Origin of the sequence: uncultured Lamprocystis sp. (assembly GCF_903933125.1) — a bacterium.
Lineage (GTDB): Bacteria > Pseudomonadota > Gammaproteobacteria > Chromatiales > Chromatiaceae > Thiodictyon.
Genome location: NZ_CAIZIZ010000355.1, coordinates 1 through 19,558, shown reverse-complemented (window position 1 = coordinate 19,558; position 19,558 = coordinate 1). Strand labels below are relative to the sequence as shown.

The 19,558-nt window shown below is 56.9% G+C and carries 19 protein-coding genes; 1 reads left to right on the top strand and 18 read right to left on the bottom strand.

All coding sequences use genetic code 11. From position 1 onward, the window contains the following. Positions 1 to 205: 205 nt before the first annotated feature. The 15 genes from QZY03_RS18500 to QZY03_RS18430 form a co-directional block, all read right to left on the bottom strand. Positions 206 to 1,699 carry a hypothetical protein gene (locus QZY03_RS18500; RefSeq protein ID WP_295583633.1) on the bottom strand — a complete coding sequence of 498 codons (1,494 nt, stop codon included), beginning with the start codon at positions 1,697 to 1,699 and terminating at the stop codon, positions 206 to 208. Positions 1,700 to 1,883: 184 nt separating this feature from the next. After that, positions 1,884 to 2,570 (bottom strand): acylneuraminate cytidylyltransferase family protein, encoded by a 687-nt coding sequence (locus QZY03_RS18495; RefSeq protein WP_295583632.1) that lies wholly within the window; start codon positions 2,568 to 2,570, stop codon positions 1,884 to 1,886. Then, complete coding sequence (gene hisH / locus QZY03_RS18490; protein ID WP_295583631.1) at positions 2,567 to 3,208, bottom strand: imidazole glycerol phosphate synthase subunit HisH; 642 nt, start codon at positions 3,206 to 3,208, stop codon at positions 2,567 to 2,569. Before hisH ends, QZY03_RS18495 begins: the two co-directional genes overlap by 4 nt. Beyond that, positions 3,208 to 3,984, bottom strand: a complete 777-nt coding sequence (gene hisF, locus QZY03_RS18485; RefSeq protein WP_295583630.1) for an imidazole glycerol phosphate synthase subunit HisF — start codon at positions 3,982 to 3,984, stop codon at positions 3,208 to 3,210. Before hisF ends, hisH begins: the two co-directional genes overlap by 1 nt. Positions 3,985 to 3,989: 5 nt before the next feature. Continuing rightward, complete coding sequence (locus tag QZY03_RS18480) at positions 3,990 to 5,150, bottom strand: N-acetyl sugar amidotransferase (RefSeq protein ID WP_295583629.1); 1,161 nt, start codon at positions 5,148 to 5,150, stop codon at positions 3,990 to 3,992. Continuing rightward, positions 5,147 to 6,235, bottom strand: a complete 1,089-nt coding sequence (locus tag QZY03_RS18475; protein WP_295583628.1) for a nucleotidyltransferase family protein — start codon at positions 6,233 to 6,235, stop codon at positions 5,147 to 5,149. The genes QZY03_RS18480 and QZY03_RS18475 overlap by 4 nt, the downstream gene beginning before the upstream one ends. A gap of 12 nt (positions 6,236 to 6,247) precedes the next feature. Next, entirely contained in the window at positions 6,248 to 6,910 is a 663-nt protein-coding gene (locus tag QZY03_RS18470) for a PIG-L deacetylase family protein (RefSeq protein ID WP_295583626.1), read from the bottom strand. Next, positions 6,907 to 7,791 carry a formyltransferase family protein gene (locus QZY03_RS18465; RefSeq protein WP_295583625.1) on the bottom strand — a complete coding sequence of 295 codons (885 nt, stop codon included), beginning with the start codon at positions 7,789 to 7,791 and terminating at the stop codon, positions 6,907 to 6,909. Before QZY03_RS18465 ends, QZY03_RS18470 begins: the two co-directional genes overlap by 4 nt. Further along, positions 7,782 to 8,945: a UDP-N-acetylglucosamine 2-epimerase gene (gene neuC / locus QZY03_RS18460; protein ID WP_295583624.1), complete on the bottom strand. Its 1,164-nt coding sequence runs from the start codon at positions 8,943 to 8,945 to the stop codon at positions 7,782 to 7,784. The genes QZY03_RS18465 and neuC overlap by 10 nt, the downstream gene beginning before the upstream one ends. Further along, positions 8,942 to 9,955, bottom strand: coding sequence for an N-acetylneuraminate synthase (gene neuB, locus QZY03_RS18455; protein WP_295583623.1), 1,014 nt, complete (start codon positions 9,953 to 9,955; stop codon positions 8,942 to 8,944). Before neuB ends, neuC begins: the two co-directional genes overlap by 4 nt. Further along, positions 9,952 to 10,563: a NeuD/PglB/VioB family sugar acetyltransferase gene (locus QZY03_RS18450; protein ID WP_295583622.1), complete on the bottom strand. Its 612-nt coding sequence runs from the start codon at positions 10,561 to 10,563 to the stop codon at positions 9,952 to 9,954. The genes neuB and QZY03_RS18450 overlap by 4 nt, the downstream gene beginning before the upstream one ends. Next, positions 10,560 to 11,735: a LegC family aminotransferase gene (locus tag QZY03_RS18445; protein WP_295583621.1), complete on the bottom strand. Its 1,176-nt coding sequence runs from the start codon at positions 11,733 to 11,735 to the stop codon at positions 10,560 to 10,562. Before QZY03_RS18445 ends, QZY03_RS18450 begins: the two co-directional genes overlap by 4 nt. Before the next feature lie 8 nt (positions 11,736 to 11,743). Then, positions 11,744 to 12,754 carry an NAD-dependent 4,6-dehydratase LegB gene (locus QZY03_RS18440; protein WP_295583620.1) on the bottom strand — a complete coding sequence of 337 codons (1,011 nt, stop codon included), beginning with the start codon at positions 12,752 to 12,754 and terminating at the stop codon, positions 11,744 to 11,746. A 3-nt stretch (positions 12,755 to 12,757) separates the two neighbouring features. Then, positions 12,758 to 13,705 (bottom strand): hypothetical protein, encoded by a 948-nt coding sequence (locus QZY03_RS18435; protein WP_295583619.1) that lies wholly within the window; start codon positions 13,703 to 13,705, stop codon positions 12,758 to 12,760. Then, complete coding sequence (locus tag QZY03_RS18430) at positions 13,695 to 14,633, bottom strand: Gfo/Idh/MocA family oxidoreductase (RefSeq protein ID WP_295583618.1); 939 nt, start codon at positions 14,631 to 14,633, stop codon at positions 13,695 to 13,697. Before QZY03_RS18430 ends, QZY03_RS18435 begins: the two co-directional genes overlap by 11 nt. 167 nt (positions 14,634 to 14,800) lie before the next feature. On the opposite strand from QZY03_RS18430, the gene QZY03_RS18425 reads away from it, so the two are divergent. Beyond that, complete coding sequence (locus tag QZY03_RS18425) at positions 14,801 to 15,064, top strand: hypothetical protein (protein ID WP_295583617.1); 264 nt, start codon at positions 14,801 to 14,803, stop codon at positions 15,062 to 15,064. Positions 15,065 to 15,236: 172 nt separating this feature from the next. Here the strand turns inward: QZY03_RS18425 and QZY03_RS18420 are convergent, their stop codons facing one another. From QZY03_RS18420 to QZY03_RS18410, 3 genes are all read right to left on the bottom strand, one after another. Continuing rightward, the gene (locus tag QZY03_RS18420) at positions 15,237 to 16,508 is read right to left on the bottom strand and encodes a hypothetical protein (RefSeq protein WP_295583616.1); all 1,272 of its coding nucleotides are present in this window, start codon (positions 16,506 to 16,508) and stop codon (positions 15,237 to 15,239) included. 196 nt (positions 16,509 to 16,704) lie between these two features. Further along, positions 16,705 to 17,526 (bottom strand): hypothetical protein, encoded by an 822-nt coding sequence (locus QZY03_RS18415; RefSeq protein WP_295583615.1) that lies wholly within the window; start codon positions 17,524 to 17,526, stop codon positions 16,705 to 16,707. Positions 17,527 to 17,541: 15 nt separating this feature from the next. Beyond that, entirely contained in the window at positions 17,542 to 19,251 is a 1,710-nt protein-coding gene (locus QZY03_RS18410) for an ABC transporter ATP-binding protein (RefSeq protein WP_295583614.1), read from the bottom strand. Positions 19,252 to 19,558: the final 307 nt, after the last annotated feature.

Below are 19,558 nucleotides of genomic sequence, written 5' to 3'. Positions count from 1 at the left end.
CTCAGCGTCTCAGAAGGTTACAGCATACTCGTCAACCAGACATCATGTCGAGGCCGCACCCAACAGGAGAAGATCGACCAGTTCGGAGCCGAATGCTTCGGGTAAGAACATTATCGAGAGGCCGTACCCAACAGGAGCTTCGCCAGCCCGAAGAAGTCCTGCCGCAAGCTGGGGATCTCGTTTTGGGACTATCTCGGCGACCGCTTCAAAGAGGTCGGGACGGTTCCGCTGTTGCCCGACCTGATCCGCGAGCGGGCGCAGGCCGCGTCGGCGACGCCCTGAGTTTTTGAGAAGTTACACGGCTACGCCGGACATCATGCGCTAACCCAAAAATGTAGAGAATTGCAGCGAAGGGGAGTATAGCCCACCAAATTGTCCACAAGATTGCACCAGTGGTATCTCTGAACGTCCAGTACGTTGCAAAACACAGAACGGCGTAGAGAACGGCAGGCAAAAATTTGGTATAGCGACGTTGATACCAAGAGTGTATTTGAGCGAGGAACCAACCAAGGACGATGCCCCGGATCACAAGTTCGATCAACCCAAAGCCAATCAGCGACTGCGTTACCACGCCCCACATGAATCCTATGCCGCGGCCCTGTTGTCCAATCTGTATGAGATACCACTCCGCTCCGGAGAGCTTTGCAAACGGCCACAATTGCTGCGGGGGCAACATTGGCGTGACGTCATTGAATGCCAGCGCGAAAGGCGGAGTGACGCCGTCCTTTAGCATTTCATACACGTGATACGCAGTCCCGAGCATCGCTTGAAATTCATTCGTTGCCGACATCAAAGTCTCGAAGCTGTCCAACGCGCTTGTTAGATTCTGGAAGTCGAGAAATGAACGCAGTAGCCCGAGAAACATGAACGAAAAAAAAGCAGTTTGTAGGAACACAAAATTAAATCGCCATGGTACGCCATGAAATTTATTCCAGAAGAGGAACGTCAACAGCAGCAACGACATCAACTCCCCGCGCGACCCTGGTTGGGTGAAAGCAGTCAGAATATTCCAGGCGATAAGTAGAAGCAGTAACAAGCGCGCGCGAATATCGTTCTTTCGGAACACGAGAATTGCCAATACAGTAGATTGGAAGACGAAGTTGATCTCCGCTACTTTGCCATTGATCTGTGCCAGCCACAGGGGACCTGCGGAGATATACTGCTCTTCGCCATACCCGGATCGAAAGCCGATGTCGAGCAAATACCTCAATGCTGCAAAATACGTAGTTAGGGCCAAAAAGCCAATCACGATAACCTTTACCGTTCGCGCTCTTGGTGGTTCTACGCCAATGCGGGGTAGCAGACGATTGTCTCGCCTGAACATTACGTAACTCGACGCCAACGCCGCCAAGTAAACAATATGGTTGACGAAGAACAGGCCTAATTCGTCTGCGGACGGTGCGAGCCACTGCAAGCGCCCATCGGAGAGCACGCCAAACTCGAAACCACCTAAATAGAAATTAAGCAGAGGAATTACTGTGTAAAGCGTTGTGAAAAAGACGCAAGACATCCCGATATCGAGAATGGGAAGCTCGCCATCCCTATTCCAGAGCGCCGACACGAAGAGAGTGCATATCCAGATTGCGGCAAATATCGGCAGAAAGATATAGAGTGCGTCAAGACGCCTATCGCTGAGCAATATGACGACTGTAAAGACGAGAAGTAGCGACGAAAAAAACGTGCTTTTCGAGATTCGCATTGCTGTCGTTGCCTATGCGCCGTGCCGATAGGCAGTCGCAGAGTTTGTACGGAGGGTGCGTTGCTCACGTGCCAGACGTTGGTCGCAAGCTGTGGCGTGACGCAACTGCCTTCAATCGTGTTCGGCGCGCGCGTGTTCACCCGATGATTCGATTTCCCGGCGGTCGTTGCCGCGTAATCATTATCTACTGCGAGGATAAATAGGCCACGGCGCATCGCCAATCATGTTCGGTATCAATATCCAACGCTTCCTTTGCGCTATCGATGATGATCGGGGCGGCGCCTTCGATAGCGAAACTGTGTTCATGCCGAAGATCATGCGGCGCGATAAGATACAGCACGCCGTTGACGGCATACACGGGCGGTAGTTCTTGCGACCGCATGGTGAATCCGTTCGGCGTCATGAACGGGACCAAGTTATCATCTTCAATCCGAACGCACCACATTGGATGAGGATGGGCCGGTGATACAGCCACGACTGGCCGAAAATTTCCCAACCTGAAGATTTCGAGCCCCCGTTGAATCGTGTCGCGCGTTCGGAACGGTGATGTCGGCTGCAGGAGCAAGAGTCCGTCTACGACCCCATTTTCTTGTTCGTACCAATTCAGGGCATGCAAGGCAACGTCGACGGACGTTGCTGTGTCGGTCGCAAGATCGCTCGGCCGCATCCAAGGCACCGATGCACCCGCGCCCGTCGCGATGGCCGCAATTTCAGGATCATCGGTCGACACAAGTACATCGCATACTGCTTCGATTTCCTGGATACATTGGATCGACCAGCAGATGAGAGGTTTGCCGCCGAGCGCACGCTTATTTTTTCCTGGCACCCGTTTCGATTGGCCACGTGCGGGGATGAGCGCTAGAACTCTCATAGCTTCAAGAAGCGCTTAATGATCCTCAGCCCCACATCGCCGCTCTTCTCAGGATGAAATTGGCAACCGATTACATTGTCTTTCGCAACGACTGCGGACACTTTGTGTCCTCCATACATGCAGTCGGAGACACGATGCTCGGCGTTTGGCTGTGCCATGAAAGAATGAACGAAATATACGGCTTCGCCGGGGCGAATGTCGGACAGTAGTGAATTGCTCCAGTCGGCATGCTCTGCCGGGTGCAAGCCATTCCAGCCGATATGGGGGACCTTCAAAGATTGCCCGTCGGAAGCAATTCCAGGTATTGCGCGAACTTTACCGGGTATCAGCCCGAGTCCGATGGTCGTTCCAAACTCTTCGCTTTCGTCGAGCAGGAGTTGCATGCCCAAGCAAATTCCTAACAGCGGCGTACCGCGAGCTGCAACTTCTCGAATAACTGGCGGCAATTGCATTTCGTTCAAGACTTGCATCGCGGTTGGAAACGCGCCAACCCCAGGTAAAACGACTCGGCGGCCCGCAATGATTTCGCTTGCGTCGCCTGTCAAAATCACATTGGCACCGTAATGCTCCAAAACTCGCCGCACACTCAGCAAATTGCCGACGCCATAATCGATTACGACTACATCAGTAGTGGACATCAAACGATTTTCCGGTGAAATTCTCGAACGCCAAAACCTGCGCTGCGTGCGACGCTGCGTATCTCGTCAATCGTGGCGCGTTTGTAGTGCAGGATATCGGCCATCGCGACAGCGTCCGCCTTTCCTTCATTCACAACCGATAGCAAATCCTCGGGCTTGCCCATTCCACCACTCGCTATTGCCGGCACTGAAACCGCATCGGTCACCGCCTTGACCAACGCGCAGTCGAACCCCCTGCGCGTTCCCTCCCGATCCACTGACGTCAACAAAATCTCTCCTGCGCCCAACTCGACTCCCCGCCTCACCCAATCGATCACATCGATACCGCTGCGTTCGCGACCGTTATCCGTGTAGGCCTCCCATTGTTCGTCGCCGATCTGCTTGGCTTCGACAGATAACACCATGCACTGACTGCCGAAGCGTCTAGCAATCCGAGTGATCAAATCTGGATCGGCTACCGCGGCCGTGTTGATGGCAACCTTGTCCGCACCGGCACGCAGAATCTGAGCCGCGTCATCGACGGATCGAATGCCGCCGCCGACCGTCATGGGAATAAAAATATCCTCGGTAGCCGCGCTGACGATGTTCGCCAAATGGTTTCGACCGTACAGGCTCGCAACACAATCCATATAGATGAGTTCGTCTGCGCCTTGCTGGTAGTAGCGCAGCGCGTGCTCGGCGGGCGAACCAATCACGCGCAGACCTTCAAGGTGAACCCCCTTGATCAGGTTCGGTCCCTTGATATCGAGCCGGGCTATAAGTCGGAGGTTACGCACTGTGATTATGCGGCTTCTTCCCAAATTGGTCGGCGCAGCTTCCACTCGTTGCCTTCGCGCTTCCAGATATGATCCGATCGCCAGCTATCGATGATTTCGTGAACTTCAGCATCGTTAAGCGAGCAGAACTCGAGGAATTCGTTGTAATAGCGGCTCGGAAACTCATGGTCGTAGCGCTTGACGAGAGCGACGCCCTCTTCGCGGTTAATTTTGCCGTCGCGAATCTCGTGGGCTGCATCAGAGGTTGCCCGACCGATGCCGAATTTTACGTACGCCAAATAATAATGAAAACCATCGATCTGATCGTCCAGGCTGGCGTATTTCGAGTAGGTACCCTGCGAGCGCTCCGGATTCGGTGTAAATCCGGTGTGCTCTCTGCAGTAATAGAAGTTTTCTTGTGGATCCCAGAATTGGTAGTAACTCAAGAAATGAATTTCGGTCTTGTTGCTCTTGATCTGTTCGAAACGTGGTGCCATAAATGGATACAGATCAGCCAGCGATACCCCGTGATCAGCCCAGAACTCTGGAGGCAACCCAGAGAAGTAGTGCTTGTCATGATCTTGTACTTCGCGAGTTGGGCGATTTGCATTTTTCATGTCGCCGCCATACTCCACCTCGCCATTCTCACCGTACATGATCAAACTGACCTTGTGCTTCACGGCCATGTGTAGCGGAAAATTTGTTTGACCGTAAATGAATGGCTGAAAAGGGTCGCCGAGGTGCTTGAACGCCAGATTCGTGAGTCGTTTTGTGACCACCGGATTCGGCGTGCCGAGCACATGGTTGAAGCCGGATTCGATGAAAGCATCCAAATTCTGCCGGCCGATCGCCGTCGCTTTGAGTGGCGCCCAGGTCACCGCCAACGGGTTCATGCCGTACTTGTATTTGAGTTGATGCGCAACGAAGCTGCCGTCCTTCCCACCACTGCACGGAACGATGACATCGTACTCCCCGTTGCTCTTCCGGAAGCGGTCGCACAGGGCCACCAACTCCGCTTCACGTGCGGCCCAATCGATCTTTATGCGCTTGTGCTCTGCAAAATTGCATGCTGAACAGACGCCGTCAGCATCGAAGGTTATTCGAGGCCGCTGATTTGAAATCGTGCACTTCTTGCAGAACTTGATTTCGATCGGTAGCTTGTACAGCTCAATAAGGTTTCTGTTCATTGTGATTGACGTTCTATGTTTCCAAATGAGTCGGTGGCGCGCGCCAGATCGTCCGGCCTCCCTACGTCCAGCCAGGGCTCGTGCATGGGGTATGCAACTATACGCTTGCGCAAGATTTTCAGCTTGTCAAACAACGACGGCATATCGCAGTGCTCACCTTGAACCAGGCAATCGAGCGCGACTGGACTGATGGCATACACACCGGCGTTGATGTGTCTTCTCGTGATCGGCTTTTCCACGAAGCCCACGATCTCCACCCCGTTCATTTGCACGACGCCGAACGGGTGCTGCCATTCGTAGATTCGAACCGCCATGGTGGCTGCGGCTTCGTAGCGAGAGTGGAAGTCTAACAATTCCCCGTAACGGATATCGGTCATGACATCGCCGTTGGTGACGATGAACGGCAAATCGGAACGTGGATCGAGGAGTGAGAGGGCACCAGCTGTACCGAGTGGCGTCTGCTCGCGCAAATAGTCGATGCGCACATCTAGGCGGGCGCCGTCGCCGAAGTGGTCCTCGATCATGTGGCCTAGGTAATGCACCGCGAGCACGAAGTGCTTGAAGCCTTCGCCCTTGGCCCGTTCGATGATGTGCTCCAGCATGGGCTTGCCACCCACCGGCAGCATGGGCTTGGGACAGTTATCGGTGTGCGGACGCAACCGGGTGCCCTTGCCGCCAGCCATGATGATCATAAGGTTGCCGCGCTGCGGCATGCCTTGCAGTTCGTCCCAGAGATGCAGGCCCACCACCCGGCGCAACTCGTCCACCACCGGAATCTGCTGGACCCTGTTCGCCACCATCAATTGCAGGATGTCTTCCCGCTCCATGCCCGGCGGCACCACCAGGGCATTGCGATGAATGAGGGAGGTGATCGGGCTGGTCAGATCGAGTCCACGCAGTAGACCGCGGCGGATGTCGCCATCGGAAATGGTGCCTTCGAGGACGCCTGCGGGATCGACGATCAGGACGATCTTGATGGCGACCTGATCGAGGTTGCGGATCGCCTCCTGAATGCTGGCGCTGGCCGGCAATATGGCGCGGCGCCAAAGGGTTTCACTGGCTTCGAGAGTGTGGCTGATGGACATGGTCAGACAGGTTCAGGAACGTTCGCGCAGCAGTCCGAAACTTTCCGCCGCCTTGTAGCCTGCCGCCGCACCGCGCAGTGTCGCCAGGGCGCGCACGGCTTCGTGGCTGCGGGGAAAGGGGAAGGCGCCCAGTTCGGAGGCATAGAGGTCGAAGATGGCAAGCTTCTCCTCGAGATGACCGCCGATGTCCACGAACACGTTAGGACGAAAGGCCTTTTGCGGGTCCAAGACGAAGTCGGTTTCGGACAGGGTTTCGTAAGCCAGAACCCGGTTGACGCTGGGGTAGCGAAACCATTTGGTGCAACCGGCCACGGCCTGGAAGACGATGCGATGGTCGCTATGCACGTCACTTGGGTGCGGGACGAACACTTCTTGCGGCTGGAATTCCTTGAATATGCCGGAGAAGGCGCTCACCAGATCGGCGGTGGGCACCTGGTCGAGGCGGGTGGTCGGAAGGCCCATTTCGTAGAGGGCACTGAAGCGGTAGCGTTCCGCCACCCGGCGGATTTCCTCCGCCCGCCTGGCCACTCTCGCTTCGTCCCAGCCAGTCGCAACGGAAATGCCGGTGACGATGACCCAGGCCACTTCCGCGCCCTCGGCTCGGCGGCGCAGCAAAGTGCCACCGAGGCCCAGGGTTTCATCGTCGGGGTGAGGGGCGACAACCAGAGTTCTCATAGGTACGCACCACAGACAGGGGCGAATTCGGGTTCAGTTTCCACCAGGCACAGTGCCTCTTCGCCGCATTTAATGATGGGTTTTCTGGCTTCGTCATGGCCGATCACCTTGCCTGGTTCGATATTGGCCGGGACCGCGGCAACCACACGCGATTTCCAGACCTTGCAGGTCTGGCCGGCCAACTGGAATTCCGCACCGACGTAGGGATGGGTCAAACCGCGCACCAGATTATGAATCGAGCTGGCGGACATGCGCCAGTCGATCAAACCATCGGCCCGGCCGCGCTTGCGCCAGCTGTTGGAGCGGGCTACGTCCTGTGGAATGCGGGGATTGGCATGTGCGGCCAGTTGAGGCACGAATTCTCCGATCTGTTGCAAGGCGGTTGCCACCACCTTGTCGTAAAGCGAACGTGCATCGTCCTGTGGGTCGATCACGATGCTGCGTTGCGAAAGAATGTCGCCACTGTCCGCCCCTTCATCCATGAAAAAGAAGGTGGAAGCGGTTTCGCTCAGACCCAACACCAGTGCCCAGATGATGGGGTGGCGGCCGCGATTCCGGGGTAGGGCGGCCGGGTGAAAACCGACCACGCCCAGAGGTGCCAGTTCGAGCACGGGTTTCCTGAGCAGCCGCGACCAGCCGAAACAGAAGATGACATCGGGCTGGCAGCCGGCTATCCACTCCAGCGCAGCGGGCGCATGGATGTCTTCCGTATGGATGCAGGGAATGCCGTGTTCTGCGCAATGACCGGAGAGATCGACATGATCCGCATTGAAGGCCGACTGGCGCAGCGTGCAAACACCGACCACCGAAGCGCCGATCGCACCGAGATGTTGCAAGGTGCGCAGGGAGAATTCGACGGCACCGATGAAGACTATGCGCATGGCAGGTCGTGAAAGCGCTTTTTCAGCAGGCTGTCCAGATTGCATGTACGAATGGCCGCGACGACTTTGTCGCTTGCCCCGCCTTCACCATAAGGGTTGCACACCTGCGCCATACTCGCCTGGAATGAAGGCGAATACAACTGTTCAAGGGCCAGGCTGATCGCCACACGTTCAGGCGCACAGTTGAGGACGCTGGCTGCTTTTAGCCGGCCGCGCTGGCGGTCACCGATATTGATGGTGCCCTTGCGGAAACTCGGCACCTCGAGCAGGCCGCTGGAGGAATTGCCGACAACACCGTTGACCTGGGCGATGCAGGACAGGTAACGCAACTGCCCGAGGGAGGTATAGGCCCGGGCGTTGTCATGGCGAGCCACGAAGTCCTCGATCTGCCGGATCAACATGCGGCCGTCGGTGTCAGCATTGGGCAGAGTGAATATCAGCCGGGTGTCTTGCAGTTCGGAGAGCGCAGCCAACAATTCATCCATCTGATCCTGCGCAGTCGCCGTTTCCAGCGTCACCGGGTGGAAGGTGACGAGGAGATTCTTCTCGCCCAACGACCAGCCAAGGGATGCCTCGAGGTTGGCGCGGTCGAGCAGCGTGAGCCGTTTGATGTTGTCGATGCCTAGGCCTCCGACCAAAAACACCCGTTCGGGCGCCTCACCCAACTGGATCACCCGCTGCCGGTATTCTTCGGCAGCGACGAAATGCAGGTGCGACATCTTGCTGATGGAATGCCGGATTGCCTCATCGATCAAACCTTCGGTCGCTTCGCCGCCGTGAATGTGGGCGACCGGAATGCGGGCCACCATCGCCGCCGCCACGGCAGCGAAGATCTCGAAGCGGTCACCCAGTACCACGATGAGATCAGGCCGCAGTTCGTCCAGGGCATCGGCGAAGCCGATCATCCCGAGCCCCATCGCCTTGGCGATGCCGACGGGGGTATCGGAACTGGTCAGCATTTCGACCTTACGGCTGATCGTGTAGCCATCCTTCTCGATCTCGCGCCAGGTCAGGCCGAATTCCGGCGAAAGATGCATGCCGGTGGCGATGATCTGGAGTTCGAGATCGGGCGCCTCCGCGATGCCCTGGATGAGCCAGCGCAGCAGACCGTATTCGGCACGCGTGCCGGTGATGACGCAGATCTTCCGGTTCATGGTTCGATCAATTCGTCAGCCGAATAGTTGCGCACGGCGACGCGACCCAGCAGGCTGTCATAGTGCATGGGTGAAATGCCCGTTCCCGGTCGCTTCACCGCCAAGTTGTCCTGACCGAAGACATCGCCCGCCGTGATGGCTCGCGCGGCCACCAGCGACTTGCGCACGATGGGCCGGTTTTTGATTTCGCTGGAAGTCAGGCGCTTGACCCCATCCCCCAGGGCCATTTCGATATTGCGGATTGCCGCCACCATTGCCTTGAGCTCGGCCGGCTCCAGGCTGGCCTTGTGGTCCGGACCGGGCAGATTGCGATCCAGGGTGAAGTGTTTTTCGATGACCGATGCCCCCAGGGCGACGGCGGCAATTGCGACCTCGATGCCGGGAGTATGGTCGGAGTAGCCGACGCGCACGCCGAAGGCTTGGGCGATGCTCTGCATAGCACGCAGGTTGACCTCGTTCATGGGGGTGGGGTACTCGGTGGTGCAATGCAGAACCGTGATCCTACTGCGCGGCGTGCCGGCCTGCTCCAGGGCTTCGATGGCCGCTTCGATGTCGCCCAGGGTGGACATGCCAGTGGAGAGGATGATTTCCCGGCCATAACGGCCCATGTTGCGCAGAAAAGGCAGATTGGTGATCTCGCCGGAGGGAATCTTGAATTTGTCCAGGCCGAGAGCAGCCAGGAAATCGACACTTTCGATATCGAAGCCGGTGGAGAAGAACGCGATGCCACGCGCCGCACAATGGGCAATGAGTTCTTGGTGGGCTTCGATGGACAGTTCCAGACGGCGCAGCATCTCGAAATGGGTTTCGTCCCCACTCATATTGCGGGCCTGGTAATCGGCCCTGCGGGCGCTGACGGTGACCAGACGCTCCGCGGAAAAGGTCTGAAACTTGACCAGGGCGGCGCCGGCTTCGGCTGCGACGTCGATCAGTCGTCTGGCGAGATCGAGGTCACCGTTATGGTTGACGCCAGCCTCGGCGATGATGAGTACGGGTCGGGCCATGTTCATTGAAGAATCCATGTATGTGCCGGCTGATTGTTGCGTACGGCAAGCCCCATACCGACCACGCAGCGCTCGCCCAACTGGATGCCTTCGCGCAGGATACTGCCGCTGCCAATGAACGAACCCGTGCCGACCACGGCACCACCGTTCACCCGTGTACCAGTGGAAATGTGGCAATGGTCCGCGATACGGACGTCGTGCTCGACCAGTGCCTGGCTGTTGATGATGCAGTTGTTACCGATCCGGGCGCCGGCGTTGATGATGGCTCCATGCATGACGATGCTGCCCGCGCCCAGGCTGGCGTGGCGGGAAACATGGGCGAGGGGGGAGACGATGATGGGCAGGTTGAAACCCAGCCCGACCAGCAAATCGAATAAACGGATGCGCAGGTCCGGTGACTTGATCTGGCCAACGGTGACCAAGGCATTGGGACAAGCGGCTTTCAGGGCAGCTAGTCCGGGATCGCTGCCGATGACCGGGTAACCCAGGACATTTTGTCCAACCTCTTTCGGACAGCCAACCACGCCAGTGATGGCATAACCGCCGGCCTGCTCGATAACGTCGATGCAGGCGTGCGCATGTCCGCCCGCTCCCACCAGAAGCAGGGGACTCATGCCGCCCTCTCCGCCAGATGGGCGCTGCTGGGCAGGTTGATGAGCCGTGCGGCGAGCGACTCGGCGCTGTCCAGGGCCATCGCCGGACAGCTGCGGTAGGGGCTCAGGGTGTTCATCAGGTTCCACACTGGCCGGGTCATCAGGCCGGCCTCGTTAGTCGCTGCCAGAATGGCTTCCTGCTGATCTGCCCTCTCTGGAGCAAGCCGAAGGGCATGCAGCCAGTAATTGCTGTGGCAGCCGTCTGGCTCACGAACGATGCTGGCACCCTGAATGTGGCTGAAGGCGGCCTGGTAGCGCTCGAACAGCCGCCTCTTCGATTCGAGAAAGCCCGGCAGAGCTTCAAGCTGGGCACAGCCCAGGGCGGCGTTGAGATTGGGCATCCGGTAGTTGTAGCCGATCTGGTCGTGCGCGAAGGCCCACCGGTGCGACAGCTTGGCGGTGGTGGTGAGGTGCTTGGCGGTGCGCGCCAACTCCGGGTCGTCGGTGAGAATCGCGCCGCCGCCGCCGGTGGTGATCGTCTTGTTGCCGTTGAAGCTGAGCGTCCCCATCAGTCCGAACGTGCCGGTATGGCGGCCGTGGTAGGCGCTGCCGAGTGACTCCGCCGCGTCTTCCACCAAGACAAGGTTGTAGTCGCGTGCAAGCGCGAGCAGCGCATCGAGATCGACCGGGTGGCCGAAGGTGTGCATGGGCACCAGGCCGCGGATGACTCGCCCCGTGGCGCGGTTCACGCACAGGCCATTTCGTTGCTCTGTCGTCGCTCTCAGATGCTCGCGCAACTTCTGGGGATTGACGCCGAGAGTGCGTTCCTCACTGTCGACGAAGTGGCAGGTGGCGCCGCAATAAGCCACGGCATTGGCGGTTGCGACGAAGGTTAAAGCGGGAATAAGGACTTCGTCACCGGCTCCGACGCCTGCCAGTTTCAGGGCGATGTGGAGGGCGGCGGTGCCGTTGACCACCGCCACGACATGTTTCGCGCCGGTATAGGCGGCCAGATCAGCCTCGAAGCGATCAACAAATTTACCCACCGAGGATACGAAGGTGCTGTCCAGGCATTCCTTCAGGTAGGCCCACTCGTTACCGGCAAAGCGCGGTTCGTGCAGTGCGACGGGGGCCGGGCCAACCACCTGGCGGATGGCCTTGAGGACCTGATCGACAATATCGGGATCAGCCACGGGTGTATTTAGAGATTGTAGATGTCGAATTTATAGCCGCGCAAGTTACCCGGCTGAGTGAACCACTCAGCTGTTTCCGCCAAGCCGCGCTTAAAGCCTTCACGTCCACCATAGGCGGGCTCCCAGCCGAATAGCGCCCGTGCCTTTGCGTTGGCGGCCCAAAGGCGTTCCACCTCGGATTTCTCCGGTCGCAGGCGCGCCTCGTCGGTGAGGATTTCGATCTCGGTGTTCATGGCCTCGGCGATGAGGTGGGCAGTATCACCAATGGTGATTTCAAAATTGCTGCCGAAGTTGACAACCTCGCCCACACCCCGGTCTGAATCTAGGGCGGCGATGAAGCCTGCTACGGTGTCTTTCACGAAATTGAAGTCGCGGGTGGGGGAAACTGCACCCAGCTTGATCTGGCGTTTGCCACTGGCGATCTGGCTGATGATGGTCGGAATCACGGCGCGGGCGGATTGGCGCGGACCGTAGGTGTTGAATGGCCGCAGTACGACCACCGGCGTGCCGAATGATTTCTCAAAGGAAAGGGCAATTTGATCAGCCCCGATCTTGCTCGCTGAATACGGAGACTGTCCTTGCAGCGGATGCTCCTCCGTGATTGGAACAAATCTCGCGGTGCCGTACACCTCACTGGTGGAGGTGTGTACGACTTTCGAAATCCCCAGTTCACGGGCCGCCTGCACGACGTTCAATGTGCCCTTGATGTTGGTGTCGACATAAGTGTCGGGAGAATGATAAGAATAGGGAATCGCAATCAGCGCAGCTAGATGCAGTACGGCATCGCAGCCCTTCATCGCCTCTTTGACCCCGTGTGGATCGCGAATGTCTCCGGCGAATACTTCAAATTTGTCTTTGACATCGGATGCGCAGGAATCCAGCCATCCCCAGGAACTGAAGGAGTTGTACAAAACAAAGGCTCTAACGTCATGGCCTGCGCGAACAAGCGCCTCGGTGAGATGCGAACCAATAAATCCATCCGCACCCGTTACTAAAACTTTCTTTATGTTTTTGCTCATTTTCTAGGTGATTGGTGCGTAATCAAGACGACCAGGCATGTTCGCATTCCAATGTTGCAGCAACGCGGTGAGTAGTGGAACGTGCTGAGCAATCGAGTCCGTCAAAGTGGGTAGCCCACAAGTGCCCGTTTTGAATAGTTCATCGAGCATAGGACCGATCAAATCGCTCTGCCTCAAAATCCCAGCCTCGATTTTCTGGCCGCCAGCGCTGGACGCATTCGCCCCTGCTTCATCGATGACCCAAACGTCGTCATCACCCTGGAGGCTCACCGAATAGTCGTTCGCCTGTTCATCGCCTTCAAGTAACAGGGTGGAGCCATCGGAAAACGACACGATCAATCGCCCTTCGGCCTCGTAGAATCCCGGACGCTTGCTGGGGACCCATTGATTGCGCAAGCCGTCCGTATTGATACTTCTTATCGAAGCATTGTTCCAGCGGCTCACCAAGTCGATGTAGTGGATGGCGTTGCATGCAAGCCCGCGAAAGCGGACGGACGAAGCATGGATGGGGGCACCGCGTCGAAAACGGTTGAGGACTTCTTGATACAACGGCCAAAGATGCATTGGTGTATTGACCCACGCGCCATTGGCTTCGGCCGTGGCACGTGCGATCGCGTACAAGTCGCCTACCTCTTGGGCCAACACCTTCTCCAGCAGCCAGTAACGGACCTTCGCAAGACGACCTATGCTTTCTACCACCTGGAGTCGGACGTTTGCGTTGGTCGCGACAATCGCAGCATCAAGCGTTGCAGGAATTAATTTCAAATCGGTGATATACGTGACGGCATGCGGACGCACCGCGCATTCCGCCCAGCGTTCTCCGGCTCGCGTGAGGGATTCCTCCGAGACGTCATACACCCAAATCGAAAGCGGCTTCGAATACCTCGAGAGACCCTGCAAATTCCGTGAACCAAGCTGTCCGGCGCCTGCGATGAGTACGTTAGCGACCATAAATTCTTTCAACCATGCGCATTGAGGCTAGGCCATCGTTGACGGAAGGCAGAGCGTGGTGCTCTCCTCGAGCCGCACGCAAGACTTCCAGGGCCTGCGCGTATAACCCGGGTTTGAACCGCTTATCCGACTCGTCGACGGCGAGCGGTTCGTTCTTTCGTGATCCGTAGTCCTGGAAACTCGCTTGTTCGAGCGGCCTCAGTTCCCATCGTCTTTCCGGGGTTGTCACCGTAACGGCCCACGGACCGGGACCCTCCCAAATTCCCTCATAGCTACCGATGTCGCCCGACGAAAACGTCAGCGTGGCCACAACAAATGACGGCTCGCAGCTCCGCCATTCCCCGCGGGCGACGACATCAAGCAGGTCGCCCCGGCAGAAGACAGAGAAATAATCGATCACGTGCAATGAATTCGCGTACATCCAATTGTCAACGACCAGTCTGGGTTGACCGGATTCGAGCGCGACGCGCGGACTCTCCTGATCGACGACGTGCACGAGCCTTCGTCCCGGGCGATTCCGCAAATCGGTGGCCACCGCGCGGGTGCTTGAATAGTGGCGACGGTTGAGTGCGACGAACGCGCGGCGTTGCAGTGTATGCGCAGCCCTGGAAATTTTCTCCGCGTCGGCAATGTTGTAGCCTGCCGGCTTTTCAATCAGGCACAGCCAAGGATGCTCGAACGCGGCAATCGACACCGCGCTGACTGATAACTCCGGAACTGCGATAATCACGACATCCGCTTGCGTCTTCTCATGCAATTCCGAAATCGATTCGCAGACCGTAGGGATGGAATACTGGGCGGCAAACGCTTCGGCACGGGCGAAAGTCCGGCTAAAGACTCCGGCAAGCTCGCAGCCAATGTCCCGAAACGCCTTAGCGTGTTCCGACGCCATATAGCCGCAGCCAATGAATGCAACTTTAATGGTCATTTCTTATACCGTTTGCGCGCGTTTTCGTTTGAATTCAAGGATCGTTGTGTCCGATATAGTTCGTCAATTGCTTCAACAACCGACCCATGATCGAAGCGCGATCTTCGACGCGAGGGTCGAGAATCAAATGTCGACTCGGGAGAACCCTCACCATCAAAACCGTTCGCATGAGGCCCGCTGCTGGCCGGGTCATCGGCTACCAACTCCAAGGCTTCCGACACGGCGCGCCGCGCCACAATGGTGATTTTCAGGGACTGGCCCCTTGCAGCAACCCCGCATTCGAATACCGCCATTATTTTATCGACCGTCGCACTGCGGCCAATTGCCCCGAGTTCTTCGAAACCCACTTTTTTATCGCTTTGCCGCAAGTACGCAGCTCGGGGTTCACCGGCGAGGTGAATGCAAAACACGATCGCACCACGTTGCCATGAATCTGTTCGAGAAATCCAGTCGGGATACCTGTCGTAACGGCCGCGCCTTTCTTTCGAATTCCGTGAAGATCAGGAATAGCGTACGAATGCCGTGCATCTTGAATATTTGGAGCGATGGCGGCCCCTGTTTCACTCATAATAAATACGACCGTTTTCCGTAGATGGAGGTCGATCAGCTATCGACGTTCGAGTGCGATGGGTGGTCATCTCGCTGCGGACGAAGAAACGCCTTCAAAAAAACAAGATGCGCGCAAAAATCATCCAACTGGGTGCTGGTTGGATTGAGCTCCCAATTGTTGTACAGCCCGCTTCGAAAATGTGCGAGTAAGGCTTCCAAGCCTGCAAGGATTTCGGCTCGCGTCGGCTCGGGAGCTCTCAGCTTATTTCTTACCAAACCGGGCAGTTCGATCAGGTTGATCACCCTTGCGACGTTCGGCATCACCTCATACATCGTTTCGCCAAACGCAATCACCTGCTTTCTCAGGAGAGCTGACTCCAAGGCGATTGTTCCCTGAATGGAGAACACCAGCGACGCTCTGCGCAGGAACTCATATGTATCCGCATGCGGCGAAACAACTTGTACACCGGGGAGATCCAGTAGCGAACGCAATTGCGATGTTGACCAATTATCGCAGTCGATGCGATGCAGCTTTACCAGCAACTTGTGCGAGGGGGGCAACGCCCTCGCAATGCAGGCGACAACATGTAATTGATTGGAATAGAACGGCGCCCAAACGTCAATGCCCATCTCGGGCTGCATGTGGAATCCGAAGAATGCATACGATTGCTGGGGCGGGTGGGCAACCATCGGCAAACGCTTGTTGGTGATGTAATTCCACCGACGACGAAGGTAGTCCTCTGCCGAGTCCATCGGCGAACGACGCGTGTACTTGTCATGAGTGCCGTTCAAGACCGATTTGAAATTACTCACCGCGTTGGCCAGTCGTAACGGCAAGAAACAAAGAATATTGCTCAACGAATTTTCGGAAGGTGGCACGTACGTGGCGAGCATTCTGCGCTCGAATTCGTCGAGCGTGCGCTCTGCCTCCAGGACAATTCTTTCGCTATCCGCAGGGCCAAACGCTCTTACGCCGATGCAAACGTTAAGCGGCGAAAAACCCATCATCCCTTTTGGAATCGGAAGGTAGGTAAGAGCGTACCAGGGAATTTTCAGCGAGCGGCAAACCAACATCAACAATGTGCTTTGGTATCCGTCGTATCCGCTCAGTACGACATCGGGCCTGACTTGCAGCAAGATCTGCCGGAAGCGATGCGCGGCAGCCGACACGTAGTCGAGCGCATCTGCGTAGGGAAGCTGACTCAATCTCGCGTCGCCGAGAATGACGTTATGAATGGTGGGGCCCGTCGATCCTTCTAGCGCAGTCAGAAATTCAATATCTGCCTGCGGAAGGTTCTTCTGCGGGGCGTCGAACAGATACAGCAAGCGACTCGAATCGAACCGAGGCTGAGCCGGCTCGTTTGAGCGAAAGAGAGAGGGATCTGGGACATGATGCAGTTCGAAATTCGTACGGCGCTCGACTTCGGACCATACTCTTTCGATAAGCCGGTAGCCGTAGCCGCCGGTCAAAATGGAGAACCGTCTATCTATTGGGGGGGGCAGCAACATTTCGCTCTTATGCTCACTTTACCGCTTCAACGTAGAGTGAAATTTGCGGATAAGTGGTGTCGAACCATCGCAAATCGCGCATTAAATGTGATCGGCTTTGTCCATATGCACATTTCGAAACCGTCGAGAAGCCAGCGGCTCGCAACTGGCGGATGAGTTTATCACCGTTCCACCAGCTCAAGTGATCGCCGGGAGAACGGACGTTGAACTTCAATCCTGCTGTCAAAATGTCTCGGACCTTGTTTGGCTCGAGCGCATACATGGCGACTAGGTCGTCGACCTCATAAGCCGTATACTTTCGGTCGCAAGGCGTCGCGCAATACAGAGATCGCGGCGACGCCACATGCAGCAACCATTTGTCGGTTAGCGTCATCGGACCGTGGTCTCTGACGCCGTCTGCGTAGTCAGCATCGTCGTAGAAATACCACCATCGCGCGTCGCGCCGACGCAACGCAGCGTAGTCGGTATCCGCATCGGGTCCCGTGACGACACGGAAAATGCCACCGTCCCGCAGTGACTTGTACACCGAGACGAAAAGTCTGTCGACGTGGAAGTCGGGAAGGTGCTCGATGACATGTGATGTGTAGATCAACTGCGCACTGTTCGGCGCGATAGGAAGATTCTCGTCACCAACCAGGTTGTGAGGAATGCAGGGCGCCTGTATTTTCGCGAATGCCTTGGACTGTGCGGGTAGATCGATGTTAGTCCATGCGCCGTGCTGCCATGTACCGGCACCGATGTTGAAGCATTGCTGCTTGGCAACGCCAAGTGACCCGAATTCTTTTTCGTAGTCCTGATCGACAATCTCGATCGAATGATGCCGTTTATAAATCATAGGCCTTCTTCGTTCTCAATCTGCGACTTCGATCATCTCGCGGTGGGTGCCAACTTTAGCGATCGCGCCGTTTTCCAGTTCGACAACCAAATCGCAACCTCTGAGAGTCGTCAATCTATGTGCCACGATCAGAATCGTGATATCCAAGCCGAGCGAATTGATAGCCTCCATCACCGCTTGCTCGGTTTCGTTATCGAGCGCGCTGGTTGCCTCGTCGAATACGATGACGTCGGCGTTCTTGTACAGAGCTCGCGCGATACCGATGCGCTGTCGCTGACCGCCGGACAATCGCGTGCCCCGCTCGCCCACGATGGTGTCGTACCCGTTTTGCCAGGATTCGATGGAGTCGGCAATCTGAGCTTGTCGCGCTGCTGCGCGCACGCGCTCGAGATCGATTTCCGCCGGCGCCACACCAAACGCGATATTTTCGGCAACGCTGCTATCGGTCAAATAGACGGTCTGCGGCACGTGCGCGATGCACAGTTGCCACGATCGACGATTGAGTTCGTTCACGGGGACGCCGTCTATACGTAGATAACCTGACTCGGGGGTCAACAAGCCCATCACAATATCGAGCAACGTGCTTTTTCCGCTGCCGGTCGTGCCAATGAAGCCCACTCGATCACCGCGGTTTATCTTAAGGTTGATCCCGCGCAGTATTGTCGGGCCTTCCGGTATGTAGCGATGCTGTACATCCACGATTTCAAACGCGTGTTCGAGCTTTAACGGCACTGTCGTTCGCAACGCATCTACATCCGGCATTGGCTGCTCCAACAGACGCAGCACATCACCTAAAGAAGTCCTGCTGCCAAGTATGGATGTCCAAGCGAAGTAACCTTGTTGTACTAAGGGCAACAGTCGTTGGGCCGCCAATGCAAGCGCGCCGAGTACCGGTAGCGCTGTTTCGACTCCGTTCGGCCGACCGGCGACGGTGTAAGCTAAGATACCGATGGATACGACAGCTAATGCCTCAATCACGGGACGTGGCATCCCACCGACAATGGTGATGTTGGCATGGGCCCTGCGCGTCCTTGAATCCACTTGCTGGTAGTTGCGGAGATAAGTTTCCTGCAGGCCGTCCAACAATACTTCTCTGATCCCGCCGAGGCCCTCTTGCACGACACGCGTCAAGCGACTCTGCCCCGCGGCGACGCGTTCGCCATTTTCCATCAACCATTTTTTGGTCGATTGAATCAAGGTAGCATAGAGCACGCCGAGTCCAAGCGTAGTCGCCAAGGTCAATGTCGGCTCGACCCAAATCAGCAACAGAATGATGGCGACACCGATCAGGACGGATGACACCAGTGTCAGTGCAGGAATGATGACGAAGTAGACGATGGTCGTGATCTTGGTGGTTTGACTCGTGATCAGCTCGCTGCTGTTACGCATCAGGTGGACTGCGTAAGGCTGATACAGCGTACGCCGGAACGCTTCCGCGCCAAGATCGACCCCGATGGAATTGCCGAGACGAGTCTGGGCCCACAACAATGCAACGCGCGTTACGCCTGCCAGCACTGCGGCTAACGTAAACAAAACGGTCAGAGGCAACAGAAGCTGCATCGGTTGAGTCAAGCCGAGCCAATTGATGACTCCCTGCGCGGACAGATATGCGAAAATGCGGTCTGGTGCTGTCAGAACGCCAAGAAATGGCAGTACCATGCCAAGTGAAAAGACCTCCGCAATGGTAGCTAACAGCATCAGCGCGCACAACGCCATCAGCTGCATGCGCCTCTTCCGCGAGATGTGAACCCACAGCCTCTGAAGAAGCGGAAGCAAGTGCTCGTTGTCGTTCATTGGTCGCGAGGCGTCAGTCGACTCATTTAACTGCGGTGACCGGGCCAATTTCGGGCCTGCGCTTTCTTGATGTACCACGCCATTGCGTTGCCAATGCCGTTGGCATCTAAAGCGGACCACATGTCCAAGACAGTTTACTCCTTAGTTTAAGTTGCACTGGTTACACTAATTGCAGCGCCTTGGCGCTGCTGCCCCGGCTCGGCGGCGGGTCCGTCCACGGCGGAGCGTAGCGCAGCCG